The following is an 18,377-nucleotide window of genomic DNA, read 5'->3' on the forward strand; positions in this document are numbered from 1 at the left end:
GTGCGACCGTACGTGGGGCCCCCACCCGGCGTCGCCCCATGGCCAGGGGGCGCGCGCGCGGCCACTCCTGCAATTGGGGGATGTGGCCGGACGGGCCGCTGCCTACATTGGGTCCGCCATGAACCCCACCACCGCGCTGGCCATGCTGCGCGCCCTGTGCCAGCAGGGCCTGCATGCAGACGCCCTGGTGCCGGCCGTGCTGGAAGCCCTGCATGCCCTGGTGCCCTCGTCACGCAACCTGTTCGACTGGACCGACCCCCAGGGCCAGCTGCTGCGCTACTACATCGAAGGGCCGATCGACGTGGGCCTGGCGCAGCTGTACTTCGATGAATTCCACAACCGGCGCGAGTCCGAGGCCATGCTGCCCTTCCATGCGCTGCGCGACCGCCCGGCCGGCGTGTGCGGTGCCGAGGACCTGGACAGCGCCGGCTTCTACCGCTCGGCGCTGTACCACGAGATCTGGAAGCCGCAGGGCTTCCACACCCGGCTGGAGGCCGTGGTGCGCGGCCGCCGGGGGCAGCTGCTGGGCTCGCTGGTGCTGTACCGTGGCCCGCAGGATGCCGCGTTCACCACCGCCGACCGCCAGCACCTGGCCCGCGCCCTGCCGCTGCTGGCGCAGGCGCTGGAAGGCAGCGCCGGCCGCGCAGCGGCCGATGCCGACGAGCCCCATGTGCCGGCCCCCGATCCGCCCGAGACGCTGCTGCTGACCCTGGACGGCCAGGCCTGCCACGCCAGTGCGGGCGCGATGCGCCTGCTGCTGATGGCCGATGGCGGCGCCTCGCGCGACAGCCTGTCGCGCCCGCTGCAGGTCCTGGGCGGGCCCCTGGTGTCGGCGGTGCTGGCCAGGCTGCGCCAGGCGCCGGCGGCGGCGGTGGTGATCAGCCACGGCAACGCGGCCGGGCGCTTCGTGGCCAGTGGCCGGCTGCTGCAGTCGGTGGCCGGTGCGGCCGCTGCGGGCCTGCAGGCGCCGCTGGTGCAGCTGAGCCTGCAGCGCCACGAGCCCCAGCGCGTGGCCCTGGAGCGGGCGCTGCGCAGCCTGCCCATCACGCCCGGGCAGATGGCGGTGTGCCGGGCGCTGTACCAGGGCCAGCCGCAGGCCCGCATCGGCCAGGCGCTGGGCGTGGCGCCCAGCACCGTGGTGGACCATGTGCGCAAGGCCTACCGCGCGCTGGACCTGCATTCGGTGCTGGACCTGCGCAACCTGCTGGACGCGCGCATCGCCCGCGCCGCAGCGCCGGCCTGATCAGGCCTCCTTGGCGCCCAGCTTCTCCAGCAGGCCGTTCAGCTCGTCCAGCGACCCGAAGTGGATCGCCACCTCGCCCTGCTCACCGCGCCGGGTGCTGCGGTGGATGCGGATCTCGACCTGCGCCGTCAGCGCATCGGCCAGCTGCTCTTCCAGCCGCACGATGTCGCGCGACTTGTCCTTCTTCACCCGCAGCAGCGGCGTCTGGCGGCCCGACACGCCGGCGCTGTCCTGCGCCTTGGCCACCAGGCGCTCGGCCTCGCGCACGCTGAGCTTCTTGCTGACGATCTCGGTGGCGCTGGCCACCTGGGCGCCGGCCTCCAGGCCCAGCAGGGCGCGGGCGTGGCCCATGTCCAGGTCGCCGGCCATCAGCATCTGCTGCACCGGTGCGGTGAGGTTCAGCAGCCGCAGCAGGTTGCTGGCCGCGCTGCGCGAGCGGCCCACCGCCTGCGCCGCCTGCTCATGCGTGAGCTGGAACTCGTTGACCAGCCGCTGCAGGCCCTGCGCCTCTTCCAGCGGGTTCAGGTCCTCGCGCTGGATGTTCTCGATCAGCGCCATCACCGCGGCGGCTTCGTCGGGCACTTCCTTGACGAGCACCGGCACCTCGTCGAGGCCCGCCAGCTTGGCGGCGCGGAAGCGGCGCTCGCCGGCGATGATCTCGTAGCCGCTGGCGCCCACCGGGCGCACCAGGATCGGCTGCATGATGCCCTGGCTCTTGATGCTTTCGGCCAGCTCGTAGAGCGAGCCCTCGTCCATGCGGGTGCGCGGCTGGTACTTGCCGGCCTGCAGCTGGGTGAGCCTCAGGGTGCTGGGGCGCGAGGCGTCGGCGGGCGCCGCGTCGGCCACCTTGGGGCCGAGCAGGGCTTCCAGGCCGAGGCCGAGGCCCTTGGGTTTCTTGGTGACCATATGCGGCGGGATTGTCGGCGATCAGGCCGCAGCGGCGCCCAGTGTCAACCCGGCGCGGGCAGCCAGCGCCTGCAGCAGGGCGATGCCCTCGGGCCAGTCGCCCAGGCCGCTGTCGGCATTGACATGGCCGGCCGCGCCCAGGGTGACGATCTCGCTGTCCCAGCCGGCGGCCAGCTGCAGCCCGCGGCTGGCATCGCAGTAGGGGTCGTTCGCGCTCAGCACCGCGGTGCTGGCGAACGGCAGCGGCTGGCGGTGCATCGGCGCCCAGGTCTGCACCTGCGGCGGCATGTCGGCACGTTCCAGATCGGGCGGCGCCACCAGCAGCGCGCCGGCCACCCGCGCGGTGTGGCGCGAATGACCGGCCCAGGCAGCCACCAGGTGGCAGCCCAGGCTGTGGGCCACCAGCAGCGCGGGGCCGTCGCCGTCCAGCAGCGTCTCCTCCAGCCGGGCCATCCAGTCCCCGCGGCGTGGCCACAGCCAGTCGTCCTGCTCCACCCGCGCAAAGCCGTGCAGCGCAGCCCAGCGGCTCTGCCAGTGGCCGGGGCCGGAGTTCTGCCAACCCGGCAGCAGCAGGACACGTGGAGTGGTCATGTGTTGGCCTTATCCTTGCGGGCTATCCCGCATTGTCACCACCGGAAGCGCACCATGACCCACCACATCTTCGTCGACGGCCAGGAAGGCACCACCGGCCTGCGCATCCACGAGATGCTGGCCCGCCGCAGCGATGTGGAAGTGCTGCGCATCGACCCCGACAAGCGCAAGGACCCGGCCGAGCGTGCCCGCCTGCTGAACGCCGCCGACGTGGCCTTCCTCTGCCTGCCCGATGCCGCGGCCCGCGAGGCGGTGGCCCTGGTCGACAACCCCAAGACCTGCATCATCGACGCCAGCACCGCCCACCGCACCGTGCCCGGCTGGACCTATGGCCTGCCCGAACTGGCCGCCGGCCAGCGCGAGGCCATCCGCACGGGCAAGCGCATCGCCAATCCGGGCTGCCATGCCACCGCCTTCGTGCTGCTGCTGCGCCCGCTGGTGCAGGCCGGGCTGCTGCCGGCCGAGGCGGCGGTCAGCGCCACGTCGATCACCGGCTACTCGGGCGGCGGCAAGTCGATGATTGCGCAGTACGAGGCCGGCGGTGATGCGAAGCTGCAGAGCCCGCGGCCCTATGCGCTGGGCCTGGCGCACAAGCACCTGCCCGAGATGGTGGCCCACACCGGCCTGGCGCGGCCGCCGGTCTTCCTGCCGGTGGTGGCCAGCTTCTACAAGGGCCTGGCCGTCAGCATCGGCCTGCAGCTCGACCAGTTCCGCCCCGGCACCACCGCCGCCCAGGTGCAGCAGGCGCTGGCCGCGCACTATGCCGGCGAGCGCTTCGTGCGGGTGCTGCCGCTGGCCGACCCGGAGACGCTGGCCGCCGGCTTCTTCGACGTGCAGGCCTGCAACGACACCAACAACGCCGATCTGTTCGTCTTCGCCAATGCCACGCAGGTGCTGCTGGTCAGCCGGCTCGACAACCTGGGCAAGGGCGCCAGCGGCGCCGCGGTGCAGGCGATGAACCTGCACCTGGGCGTGGACGAGGGCCTGGGCCTGGTCTGAGCCTCACGGCGGCGGCAGCCGCCGGGCCACCACCGCCACCGGCCCGTGCGGCTGTGCCGCCCCGGTGGTCTGCATCGTCAGCTGCAGGGTGTCGCCGACCAGGCGGCCGGTGTATTGGTGGGTCACCACCCGTTCCGGGCCGTTGCCCAGCACCTCGCTGCTGCGGGTGGTGAAGCGGACCTCGGCGCCGTTCACCTGGCCATCTTCGATGCCGCGCGGCACCCGCAGGAACGAGGCCGTGCCCTGCAGTGCCGTGCCCTCGCCCTGCAAGTCCAGCGTCTCGCGCAGGTCGCTGGCCATCCAGCCGTAGCGCACCTCGGCCTGCCAGCGGCCGTTGATGGCGAGGCGTGCGGGCAGGGCGGCCGTGCCGGGGTCCGCGCTGGATGGCGGGTGGGTGGCCGGCTGCAGCGCCCACCAGGCCGCGCCGGCCAGCGCGGTGGCCGCGGCAGCACCGGCCAGCAGCCGCACCGCGCGGCGTCGGCCCGGTGGCGGCGGCGCTGGCGCGGCTGCCGCAACGCCCAGCGTCTGCTGCAGCACGGCCAGCAGTTGCTGGCTGTCGGCGGCAAAGCGCCGCGGGTCCATCACCAGCGCCTGGCGGCGCGCCAGCGGCTGCAGCGGGCCGGGCAGCTGGGCCTCCGCCGGCATCGCTGCGCCGTCGAACAGCAGCGGGATCACCTGCAGCCCGCCATCCAGCCCGGCCTGCACCTCGCGCCGCACCATGTCGTCGTCGTGGTGCAGCCTCGGCACGCCGTCGACCTGCGGCGCCAGCCAGCGCGGGCCGATCAGCACCAGCAGCACCCGCGCCTGGCCCATGGCCTGGGTGATGCGGGCGTCAAACGCCTGGCCGGCGCCGATGTCGTCGACATCGATGAACACCCGCTCGGCGCCGAACTGCTGCGCCAGCAGGTCGTTCAGCGCCCGGGCGTAGCCGGCGGTGTCGTCGCGCCGGTAGCTCAGGAAGATCTGTGCCTGCGCTGTATTCACCGCAGGCTCCCGTGCAGGGCCAGCCGCACCGCCTGGGCCAGTGGCAGCTGGGCACCCTCCGCGCGCCAGCGGGCCACATCATCGGCCGCGGCCTGGCAGCGGCACAGCCGCCACAGGCGGCGCAGCTCATGCCGATCGCCGGCACCCGGCGGGCCCAGCAGGCTGGCGTGGTGCGCGGCAAAGCCCATCAGCCGGGCGGCGGCCTCGGGCCGGCGGCCGTGGGCCCAGGCGCGCGGCAGGTTCCACAGGCCGTAGAGCAGCGGCCAGGGCTCGGCGGCCGCCCAGGCGGTGGCCACGCAGCCCTGGTAGGCGCGCGCCGCCTCGGGCCAGCGCCGCAGGCGGCTGAGCGCCTCGCCGCGCAGGTTGCTGGCCTGGGCCGCCTGCTGCAGGTCGCCCAGGGCCTGGGTGTCGGTCAGCACCTGGTCGAGCAGGGCCAGGGCTTCGGCGCAGCCGGCGGGTTGCTGCATCAGTGCCAGGGCCAGGTTGCAGCGGCCGACATGCACGCCATGCCGGTCGCCGGCGGTTTCCCACAGCGCGATGGCGCGGCGCTGCAGGGCCAGCGCCGCCGCGGGGTCGCGCCCGCGCAGCACCGCGCCCTGGTTGGTCAGGATGCCGGCCAGCAGCGCCGGCAGGCTGGCATCGGCCACCAGCGCCTGCGCCTCCTGCAGCCAGGCCAGGGCCGCCGGATCGCGCTGCAGGCGCCAGCGCACATGGGCCACGCGGGTCAGCACCAGCGCCCGCGGGATGCCGGGGCCGTGCCGCAGCGCTGTTGCATCGGACCGCTCGGCAGGGTCACTGGAGGCCAGCACCAGCCTGGCCTCGGCCGGTGGCAGCTCGGCCAGGGCCTGGTCGGCCAGGCGGCCGGCCTCGGCCATCCGGTTGGCCGCCAGTCCCTGGCGGGCCAGCGCGGCGCGGGTCACGGCGCGCAGCACCGGATCGACCAGCGTGTCGGCGCAGCGGTCCAGTGCAGCCAGGCTGCGGGGCGGCAGCGCGATCGCGCTGAACGCGGTCTGCGCCGCCAGCGCCAGGTGGGCCGCCTGCACCGGCGCGCCGTCGGTCTCGGCGGCCAGCAGCGCGGCGGCCAGGTTGGGCAGCTCGGGGCGCACCTGGTGCAGCGGGGTGGACAGCGGCAGGGCCGCCAGCCAGCCGGCCAGCCACTGGCGGTGGCGCGCCCGGCAGACCGCTGCGTCGGCCGCTGGCAACTGGCTGGCGGCGAATTCGCGCACCAGCTCGAACAGCAGGTAGCGGGTGCCGGCGCCGGCCTCGGCTGCGGGTTCGGCACGCAACAGCGAATGCGCCACCAGCTCATCCAGCGCCAGTGCCACGGTGACGGCCGGCGCATCGCCCAGCGCCTGCGCCGCCGCGGCGCTGAAGCTGCCGGCAAACACCGACAGCCGCGGCAGCAGGGCCTGGGCCGGCGGCGGCAGCAGCTGCCAGCTCCACTGCACCACGGCCAGCATCGACGCATGCCGCGCATCGCCACCGGCCCGCGGCCCCGAGCGCGCCAGCAGGGCCAGCGCTGGTGCCGTGCCGGCGCCGGCCGGACCGCCGTGCTGCAGCAGCGCCAGCAGGTCGGCCGGCGACAGGCTGCGCACCCGGGCGGCCGCCAGCTCGATGGCCAGCGGCATGCCCTGCAGCAGCCGCACCAGTGCCACCACCGCGGCGCGGTGGCCGGCCTCCAGCTGGAAGTCTGCCCGCACCGCGCGGGCGCGGTCGACGAACAGCGCCACCGCCGGGTTCAGCGCTGCCGCCTCGTCACTGGCCGGGGTGCCGGTTTCGTCGGCCGGCAGCGGCAACGGCGGCAAGGGGCGCTGGTGCTCGCCGTCCAGGCCCAGCGCCCGGCGCGAGGTGACCAGCAGGTGCAGCCCCGGGCAGCGCGCCAGCAGCGCGGCCACCAACGGGGCGCAGGCGTCGACCAGCTGCTCGAAGTTGTCCAGCACCAGCAGGCTGCGGCGGCCCGCCAGTGCCCCGGCCAGCGGATCCAGCGGATCGGCCGGGGCCGGGCCGCGGGCCTCCTGCCGCAGGGCCTGCAGCAGCGCCGCCAGCAGGGCTTCGGGCCGGGCATCGGCGCCCTGGCAGGCCACCAGCGGCACGAAGGCCACCAGGTCGAAGCGCGGCGGCGGCGCCGTGCCGGCGGCCTGTTGCGGGCCCCAGCCGGCGCTGTCGGCCAGGCTGGCCGCCACCTCCACCGCCAGCCGGGTCTTGCCGAAGCCGCCCGGGCCCAGCAGCGTGACCAGGCGGTGCGCCTGGACCTCGGCGCGCAGCCCTGCGCCCACCGCATCGGCACCATGCAACTGGGTCAGGTAGTGCGGCAGGTTCAGCGCGCCGGGGCCGGCCACCGGTGCCGGGTAGGCCGGGGCGGCGGCCGGCTGCAGGCGGTCTGCCAGCGCGGCCAGGCGGCGGCGCTCGTCCAGGACCCAGTCGTCGTAGAAGCCGGGCAGCAACTCGCCGCGGTACAGGGCGGTGGCCTCGGCCTGGTGGCCCGCGCGCACCGCGGCCTCGAACTCGGTGGCGTCGCACTGCAGCTGGCGGCCGGCCAGGCGCACCGCCAGGCGGTCGGCGCTGATGATCTCCATGGGCCCGGCGCCGGCGGGACCGTCGAGCAGGCGCTTCAGCGTCGACAGCACCTGGCGCAGGCGGTTGCGGCCCACGTCCAGCGCCACACCGGGCCACAGCAGCTCCACCAGCTCCTCGCGCGGATGGGCCCGTGCCGGTGCCAGCGCCAGGCGGGCCAGCAGGGCCGTGGCCGCGCGCCCGGGCAGGCGTTGCGGCCGCCCCTGGGCCGGGCGCAGCGCCACATCGCCCAGCAGCCGCAGGCGCCAGCGCGGCAGCTGCACGCCGGCAGCGGCGGCCTGGGCCGGATGGGGGGAGGCGGGGTTCATGGCCGGTGCTGTCGGATTGTAGGAAGCCGCACCCGGCGCCGGGGTGGGTGGAACTCCCCGGAGCAGGGGGCGCGCGAGGCTTGGAAACCTAGCGCGTGAAAAACGCGTCCACCCGGATGCGGGTTGGCCCGCGGCTATCGAATGCCCTGATGAGTCGCCGTGGGTGGCTCGGGGAGAATCGCGCTCCATTCCTGGAGCCGCTTGATGCAGAAGATCTGGCTGAAGCAGTACCCCGCCGGTGTGCCGGCCGAGGTGAAGACCGACCTCTACCCGTCGCTGGTGGCGCTGGTGGACGAGAGCTTCCGCACCCACCGCGACCGCACGGCCTACAAGTTCATGGGTGCGTCGTTCACATTCGGCGCCATCGACGATGCCTCGCGCGCGCTGGCCGCGTGGCTGCAGGGCAGCGGCCTGCAGCGTGGCGACCGTGTCGCGCTGATGATGCCCAACGTGCCGCAGTACCCGGTGGCGGTGGCCGCGGTGCTGCGCGCCGGCCTGGTGGTGGTGAACGTGAACCCGCTCTACACCCCGCGCGAGCTGGAGCACCAGCTCAAGGATTCCGGCGCCAAGGCCATCATCATCCTGGAGAACTTTGCCGCCACGCTGGCCCAGGTGATCGACCAGGTGCCCACCAAGACTGTGGTGCTGGCCGCCATGGGCGACATGCTGGGCCTGGTCAAGGGCGCGCTGGTCAACCACGTGGTGCGCCGGGTCAAGAAGCTGGTGCCGCCGTTCAGCCTGCCGGCCGGCGTGGCCACCACCCGCTTCACCGATGCCGTGGCGCGCGGCCGCCGCCTCACGCTGGCGCCGGCGGCGGTGGGCCCCGACGACATCGCCGTGCTGCAGTACACCGGTGGCACCACCGGCGTGAGCAAGGGCGCGGTGCTGCTGCACCGCAACCTGGTGGCCAACATCCTGCAGGCCGAGGCCTGGTACCAGCCGGCACTGAAGAAGATCCCCGCCGGCCAGCAGATCGTCACCGTCTGTGCCCTGCCGCTGTACCACATCTTCGGCTTCAACACGAACATGATGCTGGGCCTGCGCATGGGCGGCTGCAACATCCTGATCGCCAACCCGCGCGACATCCCGGCGTTGCTGAAGGACCTGGCGGCCCAGCCCTTCCACAGCTTTCCGGCCGTCAACACCTTGTTCACCGCCATCGCCAACCATCCCGATTTCGACAAGGTCGACTGGAGCCACCTGAAGATCAGCGTGGGCGGCGGCATGGCCGTCACCCAGGGCACGGCGCGGCTGTGGCTGGAGAAGACCGGCTGCCCGATCTGCGAAGGCTATGGCTTGAGCGAGACCAGCCCCTCGGCCACCTGCAATCCGGTGGACAGCACCGCCTACAGCGGCACCATCGGCCTGCCCATGCCCAGCACCGAGCTGGTGCTGCTCGACGACGACGGGAACGAAGTGGCGCCCGGCCAGGCCGGCGAGATCGCCATCCGCGGCCCGCAGGTGATGGCCGGCTACTGGCAGCGGCCCGACGAGACCGCCAAGGTGATGACCGCCGACGGTTTCTTCCGCACTGGCGATGTGGGCCTGATGGACGAGCGCGGCCACTTCCGCATCGTCGACCGCAAGAAGGACATGATCCTGGTCTCGGGCTTCAACGTGTACCCCAACGAGATCGAGGACGTGCTGAGCCAGTTGCCCGGCGTGCTGGAGTGCGCCGCCGTGGGCATTCCCGACGAGAAGGCCGGCGAGGCGGTGAAGGTGGTCATCGTCAAGAAGGACCCGGCGCTGACCGAGGCGGCCGTGCGGGCCTACTGCGAGGCCAACCTCACCGGTTACAAGCGGCCCAAGGTGGTGGAGTTCCGCAACGACCTGCCCAAGACCACGGTGGGCAAGATCCTGCGGCGTGAGTTGCGAGAGGCCAGACGGTGATCGACGGCCAGGCGCTGGCGGCACGCTACGCCAGAACCGAGGCCGGCCGCGCCGAGATCCAGCGGCGCGCGCAGCCGCTGTCGCGTGCAGGCCGCAACCTGCTGCTGACCATCGACGCCAGCCGCAGCGCCGAGGACTGGCTGGTGCTGGTGCAGGGCGCCACCGAGGACGACCTGCTGGCGCTGATCCAGGCCGGCCTGGTGGCCGTGCAGGGGGCACCGCAGGCCGTGGTGCAGCCGCCGGTGCAGACGCCGGTGCCGCCCTCCCCGCCGGCTGCACCGCAGGGCGTGCTGCCGCGCATGAGCCTGGCGCAAGCGCTGCAGACCAAGAGCCAGGAGGTGCTGATGCGGCGCATCGTCGCCGAGGCGCGGCCGCAGCTGGGCCGGGTGCGCGGCTACATGCTGGTGGTGGAGGCCGAGTACTGCGTCAATGCCGAGGACGTGCGGGCGCTGGCGCAGAAGTTCGTCGAGCAGGTGCGTGAGCGCGACGGCGACCGTGCCGCGATCGCCCTGGCGCAGGTGCTGATCGCGCCGGAGTGACGGTGCATGCCTGGGCGCTGCCGTCACCGGCGGCCGCCACGCCTGGTGCACACTGCCCGCCCATGCCTCCCCGCATCCATGTCGACGTTCCCCTGGTGGCCGGCACCGAGCTGACCCTGCCTGGCGCCGCCAGCCGCCATGTGCAGGTGCTGCGGCTGCAGCCGGGCGATGCCATCACGCTGTTCGACGGCCAGGGCGGCCAGTGGCAGGCCGAGGTGCTGGCCATGGGCCGCAAGGACGTGACCGCCCGCCTGCTGGCCCACCAGCCGCTGGAGCGGGAACTGCACACCCCCGTCACCCTGGCCCTGGGCATGCCCGCCAACGAGCGCATGGACGCGCTGGTGGAAAAGGCCACCGAGCTGGGCGTGGCCACCATCGTGCCGCTGGTCTGCGAGCGCTCGGTGCTGCGCCTGGCCGGCGAGCGGGCCGAGCGCCGCAGCGCCCACTGGCAGGCCATCGCCGTGGCCGCCTGCGAGCAGAGCGGCCGCAACCGCGTGCCGCAGGTGCTGCCGCCGCAGCCGCTGCGTGCCTGGCTGGCTGGCCAGCCGCTGTCCCTGCCCGCGTCCTTGCCCGCAGAAGGCCTGCGCCTGGTGCTGAGCTTGGCCGACGACACCCAGCCGCTGCGCCAGCGGCTGGCCGCCCACGGCGGCGGGCCGGTCAGCCTGCTCAGCGGGCCGGAGGGCGGCCTGTCGCCCGCCGAGCTGGCCGCCGCCGCCGCGGCCGGCCACCTGCCCACCACGCTGGGCGCGCGCGTGCTGCGCGCCGACACCGCGCCGCTGGCGGCGCTGGCGGTCATCGCCGCCCTCGAAAGTCCCCCATGAACCTGCGCCTCGCCCTGCTCACCCTGTGCCAGGGCCTGCTGATGGTCAACAACGTGGTGTTCATCGCCATCAACGGCCTGGTGGGCCTGGCGCTGGCGCCGGTGGGCTGGATGGCCACGGTGCCGATCACCGCCTACGTGGCCGGCGGCGCACTGGCCACCGGCCTGGTGGCGAAGCACCAGCGCCGCTGGGGCCGGCAGCGTACCTTCCAGCTGGGCTTGCTGGTGGCCATGGCCAGCGCCGGCGTGTGCGCCTGGGCGGCGATGACGCGCAACTTCTGGCTGCTGACCGCCGCCACCCTGGTGGCCGGCTACTACAGCGCCAATGGCTCGCTGTACCGCTTCGCGTCGGTGGAGCTGGTCCAGCCCGACTTCAAGGAGCGCGCCATCAGCTGGGTGCTGGCCGGCGGCATCCTGGGCGGGGTGGTGGGCCCCAACCTGGCCAGCTGGAGCCGCGACCTGCTCAGCCAGCCGTTCGCCGGTGCCTACCTGGCGCTGGTGGGCGTGGCCGCGCTCAGCCTGGCGGTGATGTCCTGCATTGCGTTCCCCACGCTGCCCGGCCAGGGCACCACCCACCTGCAGGGCCGGCCGACGGCACAGATCGTGCGCCAGCCGGTGTTCATCATCGCCGCGGCGGCCTGCGCCATCGGCTACGGCATCATGAACCTGCTGATGGCCGCCACGCCGATCGCGATGGCCCAGTGCCACCATCCGTTCAGCGCCGCCGCGCTGGTGCTGGAATGGCATGTGCTGGCGATGTTCGTGCCCAGCTTCTTCACCGGCAAGCTGATCAAGCGCTTCGGCGTGCAGCCGGTGATGGCCACCGGCCTGGCGCTCAACATCGCCTGCGTGGCCTTCGCCCTGCACGGCAACGACGTGATGCACTTCCTGGGCGCGCTGATGGCGCTGGGCCTGGGCTGGAACTTCCTGTTCATCGGCGGCAGCACCCTGGTCACCGAGACCTATGCGCCCGAGGAGAAGACCCGCGCCCAGGGCGCGCTGGACTTCTGCGTCTACACCACGATGACGGTCACCTCGTTCAGCTCGGGCGCGCTGGTCACCACCGGCGGCTGGACGGCGATGAACCTGGGCAGCATCCTGCCGCTGGCCCTGCTGGCCGCGGCGCTGCTGTGGCTGGCGCGGCTGCGCCGGCAACCGGCACGGGCCTGACCCCGGCGCACAATCCCCGCATCGTGGTGGACGTCAGGAGCGCGGGCATGGGCTTGCTGGATTCGGTGTTGGGCAGTGCGATGGGCGCGCTGCAGGGCGGTGGCCAGGGCGGCGCTGGTGGCGACATGCTGATGCAGGTGATCGGCAGCCTGCTGCAGGGCCAGGGCGGTGCCGGCGGTGCGGCAGGCGGCCTCGGCGCGCTGCTGCAGCAGCTGCAGCAGGGTGGCCTGGGTGACGCCGCGCAGAGCTGGGTGTCCACCGGGCCGAACCTGCCGGTGTCGGCCGACCAGCTGCAATCGGCCCTGGGCGCCGACCGCATCGACGCGCTGGCGCAGCAGGCGGGCCTGCCGGCCGGTGACCTGAGCAGCCAGCTGGCGCAGTTCCTGCCGCAGGTGGTGGACCAGCTCACGCCCGGTGGCCAGCTGCCCACCGGCGGCGGTGCCGACCTGGGCGGCCTGCTGGGCAACGTGCTGGGCGGCCTGCTGCGGCGCTGAGCGCGCTCAGCGCGGCGCCACGGCGCTGCGCACGGCCTGGCGCACGGCGTCCAGGTAGACCGGAACCGCCTGCAGGTCGGCATGGCCGGCGCCTGGGATGATGCCCACCTGCGCACCGGGCGCCAGCGCGGCCAGCGCCATGCTGTGGTCGGCCGGGATCAGCGCATCCTGCGCACCGTGCAGCAGCACGACCGATGGCCGCGGGCCGGGCGCCGTGGCCACCGCCTGCAGCGCCTGGTCAGTGCGCAGCGGGTAGCGCAGCAGGGCACGCGGCACCAGCGGGTAATGCGCATCGGCCAGCGCCTGCAGGCTGCGGTAGGGCGAGACCAGCAGCAGCTGTGCCGGGCGTTCGGCGGCCGGCAGGCCGGCTGCCAGCTGTGCCGCCAGCCCGGTGCCCAGTGAGCGCCCGGCCAGCACCACCGGCCGGCCGGCATAGGCCGGCGCCACCGCCTGCCAGGCGGCCTGCACATCGGCCAGCAGCTGGGCCTGGCTGGTGATGCGGCCGCTGCTCTTGCCAAAGCCGCGGTAGTCGACCATGAACAGGTCGACATTCAGCGCCCGCCAGAAGTCCGGGTCCACGAACCAGCTGTCCAGGTTGCCGGCGTTGCCGTGCAGGTAGAACACCAGGCCGTCGGGCCGGGGCAGGCGCAGGTGCAGCGCATGCAGACGGGCGCCGGGCACCTCGATGGTGGTCTCGTGCACATCGGACGGCAGGTCGAAGCGGTGGTCGGCCGGCAGCGGCACCGGCTGGAAGATCAGCCGCTCCTGGCCCCACCACAGCGCGGCGGCGGCCAAGGCCAGCAGCAGGGCCGCCATGCCGACCAGGCCCAGCAGCAGGCGCAGCACCGCTGCCGGTCCTTCAGGCGGGTTGGTCGCCGGCGGGCTGCACGCGCGCCGAGCCGGCCACCAGGTCGAAGCGGAACAGCCGGCATTCGATCGGCCCGTTCCACAGCGGCACGCGCCGCGCTTCCTTCAGCCGCAGCGCCTGCGGCAGCTTCATGTCGGGGCTCAGCAGCCAGGCTGTCCAGCCGGGGTAATGGCGCTTCCAGTGCGCCGCCAGCTGGCTGAAGAAGGCGCCGGTGTCGCCGCCATCGGCCGCGGGGGCGAAGTCCTCGCGCGCCTGGCGCGGGCCGCGCTGCTCGCCACGCGCGCCCTTGGGCGCGATGCGCTCGCCGTAGGGCGGGTTCAGCATCAGCACGCCGGTGTCGGCGGGCGGCATGCGCTGCAGGGCGTCGGCGGTCTTGAACTGGATGGCGTGGTCGACACCCGCGCGCTTGGCGTTGTGCTCGGCGAAGTCGGTCATGCGGAACGACACATCGCCGGCGAACACGTCCACCGCCGGCGCATGCTGGCGGGCGCGGGCGGCGTCCTTCATCTGCACCCAGGCATGCTGCAAGGGCCGGAAGGGCAGCATGCGCTCGAAGGCGAAGCGGCGCTGCAGCCCGGGCGCGATGCCGCAGGCGATCTGCGCCGCCTCGATGGCGATGGTGCCGGCGCCGCAACAGGGGTCGAGCAGCGGACCGTCCTCGGCCCGGCCCTGCCAGCCGGCGGCAGCCAGCATCGCGGCGGCCAGCGTCTCCTTCAGCGGCGCCTCGCCCTTCAGGCCCTGCGCATCGCGCCAGCCGCGCTTGAACAGCGCCTCGCCCGAGGTGTCGGCATACAGCGTGGCATGGGTGGGCGTGAGGTGCAGCGACAGCGGAAGATCCGGCCGGCGGGTGTCGATGCTGGGGCGCTCGCCCACGGCATCACGCACCACGTCGCACACCGCGTCCTTGACCCGCAGCGTGGCGAAGTTCAGGCTCTGCAGCGGCGAGCGCTGGGCCGTGGTGTCGATGCGGAAGGTCTGCGCCGGCGTGATCCAGTCGGTCCAGGGCACGGTGCGGGCCAGGGCGTACAGGTCGTGCTCGGTCTCGTACGGCCCATGCGCCAGCGGCCACAGCACCCGCTGGGCCAGGCGGCTTTCCAGGTTCAGCCGCATCGCGGTGGTGGCGTCGCCATCGACGGTGACGCCGCCGCGCAGCATCTCGCCGCTGGCCTGCGGGCCCAGGATGCGCAGCACCTCGTCGGCCAGCAATTCCTCGGTGCACGCCGCGCAGGGCAGGAACAGGGCGACGGAGCTCACAGCGCCTTGCGCAGGTTGGCCGGGGCGATCTTCAGCGCCTCGCGGTACTTGGCCACGGTGCGCCGCGCCACGGTGATGCCCTGCTCGCCCAGCATGTCCGACAGCTGGCTGTCCGACAGCGGCTTGGCCGGGTCTTCACTGCCCACCAACTGCTTGATCAGCGCCCGCACCGCGGTGCTGCTGGCGTTGCCGCCGGCATCGGTGTTCAGGCTGGAGCCGAAGAAGTACTTCAGCTCGAAAGTGCCGAACGGCGTGTTCATGTACTTGGCCGTGGTCACCCGCGAGATGGTGCTTTCGTGCAGGCCCAGCTCGTCGGCGATCTCGCGCAGCACCAGCGGTTTCATCGCGATCTCGCCATGGGTGAAGAAGCCCTTCTGCCGCTCGACGATGGCCTGGCTGACGCGCAGGATGGTGTCGAAGCGCTGCAGGATGTTCTTCATGAACCAGCGCGCCTCCTGCAGCCGGGCGCTCAGGCCGCTGGCCGAGCCGTTGCGCTGGCCGCGGATGGCCTGGGCATACAGGTCGTTGATGCGCAGCTTGGGCATCACGTCGGGGTTGAGCGTGGCCTTCCAGCCGCGGCCGGCCTTGATGACGATGACATCGGGCACGACGATGTTGGCCTCGGCCTTGGTGAAGGGCCGGCCGGGCTTGGGCTCGCAGGCGACGATCAGCGCCTGCGCCTCGCGCAGCGTGTCTTCATCCGCGCCGGTGGCGGCCACCAGCTTCTTCATGTCGCGCCGGGCCAGCAGTTCCAGGTGCTGGCGGCAGACGGTCATCGCCACCTCGCGGGCCTTGCTTCTGGGCAGCTCCTTGAGCTGCAGGCACAGGCAGTCGCCCAGGTTGGCGGCGCCCACGCCGGTGGGCTCCAGGCTCTGCAGCCACTTCAGCGCGCAGCGCAGCCGGTCCATCAGTTCGTCGCGGTCGTCGGCACCGTCGTCGCCGTCGATGCCCATGCCCAGGGCCAGGCGTTCGGCGATCTCCTCCAGCGGGTCGGCCAGGTAGCCGTCCTCGTTGAGGGATTCGATCAGCACCATCACCGCGGCCGCGTCCTCGGGCGACAGGCGCATGCCCAGCAGCTGGCGGCGCAGGTGGTCCTGCAGGCTGGGGCCGGTGTCGGAGCTGTCGACCGGCTCGTAGTCGTCGCTGTCGCCGGAGGCGCTGGCGGTGCTGTTGGACGGCAGCTCGCGGATGCCGTCGAAGTCATCGCGCTCGGTGCCGTTCTCCCAGTCGTCGCGCTCGGTGCCGCCGAACTCGGCGGTGTCCATGCCGGCGGGCTCGTCGGCACCGGCCTGGCCATCGCCGCCGTCCTCGCGCTCGCTGAGCTTGCTCTTCTCGCGCTCGGCGCCGGCATCGGCGGCCGCGCTCACCCGCTCCAGGCCGAACTCCATCGGCGCATGGTCTTCCTCGGTGTCGAGGAACGGGTTGGTCTCGAGCATCTGCTCGATTTCCTGGTGCAGCTCCAGCGTGGACAGCTGCAGCAGGCGGATGGATTGCTACAGCTGGGGCGTCAGCGCCAGGTGCTGTGAAAGTCGAACCTGCAGGGACGGCTTCATGTCACATCCGGAAGTGTTCGCCCAGGTACACCCGGCGCACGTCGGCGTTCTCGACAATGGCAGCGGGCGTGCCTTCGGCCAGCACCCGGCCTTCGCTGATGATGTAGGCGCGGTCGCAGATGCCCAGCATCTCGCGCACGTTGTGGTCGGTGATCAGCACGCCGATGCCGCGGCTCTTGAGGAATCCGATGATGCGCTGGATCTCGATCACCGCGATCGGGTCGACGCCGGCAAACGGCTCGTCGAGCAGAATGAAACGTGGCTGCGTGGCCAGCGCGCGGGCGATCTCCACCCGCCGTCGCTCGCCGCCCGACAGCGCCGGCGCGGGCGAATTGCGCAGCTTCTCGATGCTCAGGTCGTGCAGCAGGGCATTCAGCTTGGCGTCGATCACAGCGCCCTTCAGCGGCTTGCCGGCGGCGTCGACCTGCAGCTCCAGCACGGCGCGGATGTTCTCCTCCACCGTCAGCTTGCGGAAGATCGAGGCCTCCTGCGGCAGGTAGCTCAGGCCCATGCGGGCGCGCTGGTGGATGGGCTTGTGCTGCACCTCGACGCCGTCGATGCGGATGGTGCCGGCATCGGCCCGCACCAGGCCCACCACCATGTAGAAGCAGGTGGTCTTGCCGGCGCCGTTGGGGCCCAGCAGGCCGACCACCTCGCCGGCGGCCACGGCCAGGTGCACATCCTTGATGACCTGGCGCGAGCCGTAGCGCTTCTGCAGGCCGGTCACGTCCAGCCGGCTGGTCGCGGCCGCCGTGCCTTCCAGCGGGGTGTCCAGCACCGCAGCGTTCAACGCCGGTCCCCCAGGCTGGGCGAGGCCTTCAGCGCCCCGCTGGCGGCTGGTGCGGGCGCGGCCGCCGCGTCGTCAGGCGGCACGCGCGGGGTGATCACCGCACGCACCCGGCCGCCGGGGTTGCTGGCGGTGGCGGCGCCGCCGCGCACGTTGAAGGATTCGGCCGTGCTGTCCCAGACGATCTGCTGGCCCTGGATCTCGTCGGCCACGGTGCTGCCGCGCAGCCGCCGCACCACCGCCGCGCCCTCGAAGCGCAGCGTGCCGGCGCGGCTGTCGTAGTCGATGCGCTGGGCCTGGCCTTCCACCGTCTCGTCGCTGCCGTCGCGCTTCTGGCGGTAGGTGGCCGGCTTGGCGGCGCTGCCGGTGGCCAGGGCCATCTGGTAGCCCTCGGGCGTCTCGCGCAGTTCCAGCTTGTCGGCGCGGATCTGCAGCGTGCCCTGGCTGATGACCACGTTGCCGCTGCACACGCTGGTCTGCTTGAGCAGGCTGACGGTGCAGGGCTGGTCGGACTCCAGCGTCATCGGCCGACCGCGGTCGGCGCGCTCCGCCCATGCGGCAGCGCCGCCGGTGGTGATCAGCAGCGCGACGAGGCAGAGGGGGGGATTGAGGGTAAACATCAGTCGGCACAAAACTTGCAGATCATTCTAGACCCAAGTTCTGGCCAACTGGCCCTGCAATCTGCGGCAATTCTGCCGCAAGGCTGGTGCGTCAGCTCTTGCGCGACTGCGCGATCAGGGCATCTGCCACGGCCAGCGCCCGTTCGGGGCTGCCGGCGATCGACGGCGAGGTCATGAAGCGGCCCTGGATGCCCAGCGTGGGCACGCCCTCGATGCGGTAGCCGTCGGCCAGCTGCTTGGACTGGCGCAGCTTGGTGGCGACGGCGAAGCTCTTCATCGTGTCGGCCAGCTTGGCGGTGTCCACGCCCTGGGTCTTGGCCCAGTCGAGGATGTCGCCCTCGGTGTTCAGACGCTTGCGCTCGGCGTGCAGGGCGGCGAACACCTTCTTGTGCAGCGCATCGACCTGGCCCATGGCCTCGATGGCGTAGTACAGGCGCTGCAGCGGCTCCTGCCCCGGCGAGAAGGCCACCGGAATGCGGCGGAAGGTGACCTGCTGCGGCAGCTTCTTGGCCCAGGCGTCCAGCGCCGGCTCGAAGGCATTGCAGTGCGGGCACCAGTAGCCGAAGAACTCGACCACCTCCAGCTTGCCCTCGGCCACCGGCACCGGCGTTTCCACGCGCTTGTAGTCGCGCCCCTCCTGCAGGGCCCCCTGGGCCTGGGCCGCCAGCGGCAGGCCGGCCAGGCTGGCGGCGGACGCCAGCACCCAATCACGTCGGTTCATGCAAAGCCTCTTTCGGAAGATCGTCTGTGGACTCAACGTGGGGTGGAGTGCGCCGG

Annotated in this window: 16 protein-coding genes and 1 pseudogene; 7 read left to right on the forward strand and 10 right to left on the reverse strand. The window is 72.9% G+C overall.

Annotated elements, in window-relative coordinates:
• Nucleotides 1–118: 118 nt before the first annotated feature.
• Complete coding sequence (locus tag FFT10_RS18250) at nt 119–1,243, forward strand: helix-turn-helix transcriptional regulator (protein WP_137734295.1); 1,125 nt, start codon at nt 119–121, stop codon at nt 1,241–1,243.
• On the opposite strand, the gene FFT10_RS18255 is transcribed toward FFT10_RS18250, so the two are convergent.
• On the reverse strand, nt 1,244–2,149 hold the full coding sequence (locus FFT10_RS18255) for a ParB/RepB/Spo0J family partition protein (protein ID WP_137734296.1): 906 nt from the start codon (nt 2,147–2,149) through the stop codon (nt 1,244–1,246).
• A 21-nt stretch (nt 2,150–2,170) separates the two neighbouring features.
• Nucleotides 2,171–2,740, reverse strand: coding sequence for an RBBP9/YdeN family alpha/beta hydrolase (locus tag FFT10_RS18260; RefSeq protein WP_137734297.1), 570 nt, complete (start codon nt 2,738–2,740; stop codon nt 2,171–2,173).
• Nucleotides 2,741–2,794: 54 nt separating this feature from the next.
• Between FFT10_RS18260 and argC the strand changes: the two genes are divergently transcribed.
• Nucleotides 2,795–3,739 carry an N-acetyl-gamma-glutamyl-phosphate reductase gene (gene argC / locus FFT10_RS18265; RefSeq protein ID WP_137734298.1) on the forward strand — a complete coding sequence of 315 codons (945 nt, stop codon included), beginning with the start codon at nt 2,795–2,797 and terminating at the stop codon, nt 3,737–3,739.
• 3 nt (nt 3,740–3,742) lie between these two features.
• Here argC and FFT10_RS28605 read toward each other — a convergent pair whose 3' ends face one another.
• On the reverse strand, nt 3,743–4,723 hold the full coding sequence (locus tag FFT10_RS28605; RefSeq protein ID WP_162520840.1) for a toll/interleukin-1 receptor domain-containing protein: 981 nt from the start codon (nt 4,721–4,723) through the stop codon (nt 3,743–3,745).
• The gene (locus tag FFT10_RS18275; RefSeq protein ID WP_137734300.1) at nt 4,720–7,605 is read right to left on the reverse strand and encodes an ATP-binding protein; all 2,886 of its coding nucleotides are present in this window, start codon (nt 7,603–7,605) and stop codon (nt 4,720–4,722) included. Before FFT10_RS18275 ends, FFT10_RS28605 begins: the two co-directional genes overlap by 4 nt.
• A 204-nt stretch (nt 7,606–7,809) precedes the next feature.
• On the opposite strand from FFT10_RS18275, the gene FFT10_RS18280 reads away from it, so the two are divergent.
• From FFT10_RS18280 to FFT10_RS18300, 5 genes are all read left to right on the forward strand, one after another.
• Complete coding sequence (locus tag FFT10_RS18280) at nt 7,810–9,495, forward strand: long-chain-fatty-acid--CoA ligase (RefSeq protein ID WP_137734301.1); 1,686 nt, start codon at nt 7,810–7,812, stop codon at nt 9,493–9,495.
• Nucleotides 9,492–10,034, forward strand: coding sequence for a hypothetical protein (locus tag FFT10_RS18285; RefSeq protein ID WP_137734302.1), 543 nt, complete (start codon nt 9,492–9,494; stop codon nt 10,032–10,034). The genes FFT10_RS18280 and FFT10_RS18285 overlap by 4 nt, the downstream gene beginning before the upstream one ends.
• A 62-nt stretch (nt 10,035–10,096) precedes the next feature.
• On the forward strand, nt 10,097–10,855 hold the full coding sequence (locus FFT10_RS18290) for a 16S rRNA (uracil(1498)-N(3))-methyltransferase (protein WP_137734303.1): 759 nt from the start codon (nt 10,097–10,099) through the stop codon (nt 10,853–10,855).
• Nucleotides 10,852–12,024: an MFS transporter gene (locus tag FFT10_RS18295; RefSeq protein WP_137734304.1), complete on the forward strand. Its 1,173-nt coding sequence runs from the start codon at nt 10,852–10,854 to the stop codon at nt 12,022–12,024. Before FFT10_RS18290 ends, FFT10_RS18295 begins: the two co-directional genes overlap by 4 nt.
• A gap of 47 nt (nt 12,025–12,071) precedes the next feature.
• The gene (locus FFT10_RS18300; RefSeq protein ID WP_137734305.1) at nt 12,072–12,518 is read left to right on the forward strand and encodes a YidB family protein; all 447 of its coding nucleotides are present in this window, start codon (nt 12,072–12,074) and stop codon (nt 12,516–12,518) included.
• A gap of 6 nt (nt 12,519–12,524) precedes the next feature.
• Here the strand turns inward: FFT10_RS18300 and FFT10_RS18305 are convergent, their stop codons facing one another.
• The 6 genes and pseudogenes from FFT10_RS18305 to FFT10_RS18330 form a co-directional block, all read right to left on the reverse strand.
• On the reverse strand, nt 12,525–13,364 hold the full coding sequence (locus FFT10_RS18305) for an alpha/beta hydrolase (RefSeq protein ID WP_137734306.1): 840 nt from the start codon (nt 13,362–13,364) through the stop codon (nt 12,525–12,527).
• 13 nt (nt 13,365–13,377) lie between these two features.
• Nucleotides 13,378–14,640 (reverse strand): THUMP domain-containing class I SAM-dependent RNA methyltransferase, encoded by a 1,263-nt coding sequence (locus FFT10_RS18310; protein WP_137734307.1) that lies wholly within the window; start codon nt 14,638–14,640, stop codon nt 13,378–13,380.
• Nucleotides 14,637–16,193 (reverse strand): annotated as a pseudogene (locus FFT10_RS18315) (RNA polymerase factor sigma-54). Before FFT10_RS18315 ends, FFT10_RS18310 begins: the two are co-directional and overlap by 4 nt.
• 1 nt (nt 16,194) lies before the next feature.
• Entirely contained in the window at nt 16,195–16,983 is a 789-nt protein-coding gene (lptB, locus tag FFT10_RS18320) for an LPS export ABC transporter ATP-binding protein (protein ID WP_174246130.1), read from the reverse strand.
• Nucleotides 16,980–17,600 carry a lipopolysaccharide transport periplasmic protein LptA gene (gene lptA, locus FFT10_RS18325; protein WP_137734308.1) on the reverse strand — a complete coding sequence of 207 codons (621 nt, stop codon included), beginning with the start codon at nt 17,598–17,600 and terminating at the stop codon, nt 16,980–16,982. The genes lptB and lptA overlap by 4 nt, the downstream gene beginning before the upstream one ends.
• A gap of 91 nt (nt 17,601–17,691) precedes the next feature.
• Nucleotides 17,692–18,321: a thiol:disulfide interchange protein DsbA/DsbL gene (locus FFT10_RS18330; protein ID WP_137734309.1), complete on the reverse strand. Its 630-nt coding sequence runs from the start codon at nt 18,319–18,321 to the stop codon at nt 17,692–17,694.
• Nucleotides 18,322–18,377: the final 56 nt, after the last annotated feature.

The sequence above is a fragment of the Pseudaquabacterium pictum genome, assembly GCF_005403045.1.
Lineage (GTDB): Bacteria > Pseudomonadota > Gammaproteobacteria > Burkholderiales > Burkholderiaceae_C > Pseudaquabacterium > Pseudaquabacterium pictum.